Source organism: Mesonia ostreae (assembly GCF_031845265.1).
Lineage (GTDB): Bacteria > Bacteroidota > Bacteroidia > Flavobacteriales > Flavobacteriaceae > Mesonia > Mesonia ostreae.
Map to the genome: position 1 here is coordinate 1 of NZ_JAVRBG010000034.1, position 3,131 is coordinate 3,131.

General features: G+C 31.2%; 4 protein-coding genes. All 4 read right to left on the reverse strand.

Going from position 1 to position 3,131, the window contains the following annotated elements; translation table 11 throughout:
* Positions 1 to 99 precede the first annotated feature (99 nt).
* The 4 genes from RLT85_RS14980 to RLT85_RS14995 all read right to left on the reverse strand — a co-directional run bounded on the left by RLT85_RS14980 (position 100) and on the right by RLT85_RS14995 (position 2,894).
* Positions 100 to 495 (reverse strand): helix-turn-helix domain-containing protein, encoded by a 396-nt coding sequence (locus RLT85_RS14980; RefSeq protein ID WP_311402852.1) that lies wholly within the window; start codon positions 493 to 495, stop codon positions 100 to 102.
* Between the two features lie 4 nt (positions 496 to 499).
* Entirely contained in the window at positions 500 to 688 is a 189-nt protein-coding gene (locus tag RLT85_RS14985; RefSeq protein ID WP_311402853.1) for a type II toxin-antitoxin system HicA family toxin, read from the reverse strand.
* A gap of 222 nt (positions 689 to 910) precedes the next feature.
* Complete coding sequence (locus RLT85_RS14990; RefSeq protein ID WP_311402854.1) at positions 911 to 2,182, reverse strand: amidohydrolase family protein; 1,272 nt, start codon at positions 2,180 to 2,182, stop codon at positions 911 to 913.
* Between the two features lie 229 nt (positions 2,183 to 2,411).
* Positions 2,412 to 2,894 (reverse strand): hypothetical protein, encoded by a 483-nt coding sequence (locus RLT85_RS14995; protein ID WP_311402855.1) that lies wholly within the window; start codon positions 2,892 to 2,894, stop codon positions 2,412 to 2,414.
* Positions 2,895 to 3,131: the final 237 nt, after the last annotated feature.

A 3,131-nucleotide genomic window follows, 5' to 3' on the forward strand; every position in this document is an offset into this window, starting at 1 on the left:
AAAGATTTTGACACAGGTAATGTATGTCTCAAATTTAATGTAGAAAAGAGTTGGTTTTTACCTCAGTTCTTTGTTGTAAGTAGTGCTTTTTTCATTCTTTTATGCCGTTTGTAATAAATTAATTCCGCTCAATTCTTGCCCAATCTGATGTATTCCGCTTAAAATTTTCTCGGTTTGTTTTGCTGATGGTTTTTTAGTTCCTGAAACATATTGAGAAAGTAGGGTAGCGTTCATTCCGATTTTTTCCGCAAGAAATTTGGCATTTAAAACTTTATAAAATTTAAAAAATTGTTTAAAATCAATCTCAAATGCAATGTCATTTGGCTCAATTTTTACTTTTTCGTCCTCAAAGTGAAATTCAGTCGCTTCGTATGCGTTATTTATCAGTTCGGGAATCGATTGGCCAGTAGTAAATATTGGATAGTCTGCTGAAAATGCAGAAAATCCAGTACTCGTTTTCTCAACAGTCAATATCACTTTTTTCTTTTTACTCATAATCTTATTTTTTAATTCCAGCGTCTTTTAGAATTTTCTTTTCCAAACCTTTACCCATTTCTTGGCTACCGTGATTTGGAAAGATAATTGTTCCCTTTTTCGTTTCGTGTCGCATTTTTACGTGCGAACCTTTTTGAGATACTGCATACCAACCATCTTTCGTTAATATTCGGTAAAGTTGAGAACATTTCATTCAGTTTCACTTTGATTTAGATTACAAAGGTAAACTATTATTTACTTTTCTCAAAACAATTTTTAATGGAAGACGAATTTTCAGCATTACTTACAACGTGTTTGTATATGGTTTGTTGCGTGGTTTAAGCAACTAATTTAGTAAATAAATACCGACCAAGAAAGTCCGCGAGGACTTTCGTAAGTAGGCGAGAAGCCAGCAATAAATTATATACGTTGTTAGCTATCGTTTTTTTGCGTTCAGTTTATCCTCTAATTCACTTTTTAGGTAAAACTTACCTTTGAATATAATTCCGTTTATAGTTTCCGTGTTTTCAATATTTTCTAACGGATTTTCATTTAATAACACCATATCTGACTTAGCACCGACTTTAATAGTTCCCCATTCATTTTGTGAGGATAGCATTTTTGATAAGTTGTAAGATGTTGCTTTTAGAATTTCAAAATTTGAAATCCCTGCATTTTTATAGTGTTCCATTTCGCTATGCATTCCATAACCAGGAATACTGTAAATTCCCGAAGCGTCTGGACTTAGCAATAACATTCCGCCTTGTCTATAAATATATTTCAGGTAATTTAATCTTCCTTGAAATTTATCTTTGCTTTCTTTTCGCTCAACTTCTCTTTCGCTTTCGGTCGTTTTTTGATAATGTGCGGAAATTTTACTTTCCCAACTTTCTACCAATTCCGTTGGCAAAAATTCTACTCCATTTCGTTTTCTAAGCTCGTCTTCTGGAATTTGTCCAGTAAAATACCAATCTAAAGTTGGGCAATGATAAATGTTGTTTGTAATTGAAAGGTTTATTGCTGAATTTATATCATCTAAGCTTCTAAGACGAAAAAAACCTCCCAAGTGTTCGATGCTCTGAAAAACACTGCTTTGACAGACTTTTAAAAGACCTACGTTTGAAGGACAATGACCAGCAAAATGAAAATCCTCAGATTTGGCGGATGACACTAAATAATCAAATGTTTGTTCGTCTTTTATTGACAAAACTTTTGCAAAATCGAACCCAGACTTTTTATAATTTGAAATCATTTTATTCGCTTCTGTTTCCGATATGGTGTCTCTTCTTGAAATTGGCGGTGAAGAAAGAATTAATTTAGGTGTAAACTCGTCATTTTTGTCGATTTCCAAGTGCCACATTTCTCCTCGCATAGAACGTAAAGTTGTCACACCATTAATTAAATTCATTAGGAAATAACTCTTTAGATTTTCCTTTTTTGGAAGATGAGAGTGTGCATCCGAAAATGCTGGGATAAGATATTTGCCACTACCATCTATTACACCTAAATCGTATTTGATTGTGTCATTTTCAATCTGTTCTCTTATTTCACGAATTATACCGTCTTCAATTATGACATCTTTGTTATTCAATTCTTGGTTAATATGAAGTGGAATGACGTTTACATTTTTAATCAGTAATTTTTTATTCTGACTAAAAACTTGAAAAACTGTTAAAAGTAGAATTGTAATGCTAAGTGTTTTTTTCATAGTTGAATTGTTTTTTTTTAAATGATAGCTAACTGTCTTGTATATGGCTCGTAGCGTGCAAATTAGCGATTATTTTTCGGTTAAGCACGAGCCGAATTTTTTAATTTTCTTATTACCTTTTTTTTTCAATAAGCCAAATTTAAAAATTTGGCGACTTTCCAAATATGCCTTAACTTTGATTAAGCAACTAATTAGCTATGAGCTATATACGTTGTTGTGCATAGTTTTTTTAATTTGCAATTAGTTCGTCTGAAAACAATATTTCATTGTATAAAGCATTTTTATGTTTAAGAGAAAGTTTATTTTTCATTAAAGGCTTGAATAATAATTTTGTCGTATCATTTACAATATCGACCTCAAACTTATAACCACCCCAATCACCTTTCTCGGTCTTTAAAGTAATCGGATTTTTAATATTATATTCTTGTTTGGATTTATATTTTTCTGTTCCAAAAAGTAAAAAATCTTCTTTAACCACAGCGACAAAAACTAATTCTCCGTAATATTTAGTTCCTTTTTTTACTGTACTATTTTTGATAGGATATTGTCTAATTGTAACATTATCAAAAACAAACTTATTTTCATATTTTTTTAATTCCGAATGCAGGCTGTCATTTTTACTCTGCAATTTTTCAATTTGTTTTTCAAATTTCGTTTGATTACCACAACTTGTAATTAAAATTAGTATTAGTAAAATATAAAGTTTGTTCATTCAGTTTTGTTTTTTTTAAATTATGCACAACGGTTTTGTATATGATACGTTGCGTGGTTTAGCACGTAATTTAGCAAATAAAAACCGAATAGAAAATCCGCGAGGATTTTCGTAAGTAGGCTCTCACTAGCAATGGATTATATACGTTGTTACCCAACGTTTTTTTTATTCGGTTACTGAACTCCAGTTTTCTCCAGTTTTTATTCTATGAATTTGCATATCAGATACTCCAAAGCG

Coding starts and splice junctions, on each gene's coding strand:
- RLT85_RS14980 (WP_311402852.1), bottom strand. CDS start 495: ATGAGTAAAAAGAAAAAAGTGATATTGACTGTTGAGAAAACGAGTACT.
- RLT85_RS14985 (WP_311402853.1), bottom strand. CDS start 688: ATGAAATGTTCTCAACTTTACCGAATATTAACGAAAGATGGTTGGTAT.
- RLT85_RS14990 (WP_311402854.1), bottom strand. CDS start 2,182: ATGAAAAAAACACTTAGCATTACAATTCTACTTTTAACAGTTTTTCAA.
- RLT85_RS14995 (WP_311402855.1), bottom strand. CDS start 2,894: ATGAACAAACTTTATATTTTACTAATACTAATTTTAATTACAAGTTGT.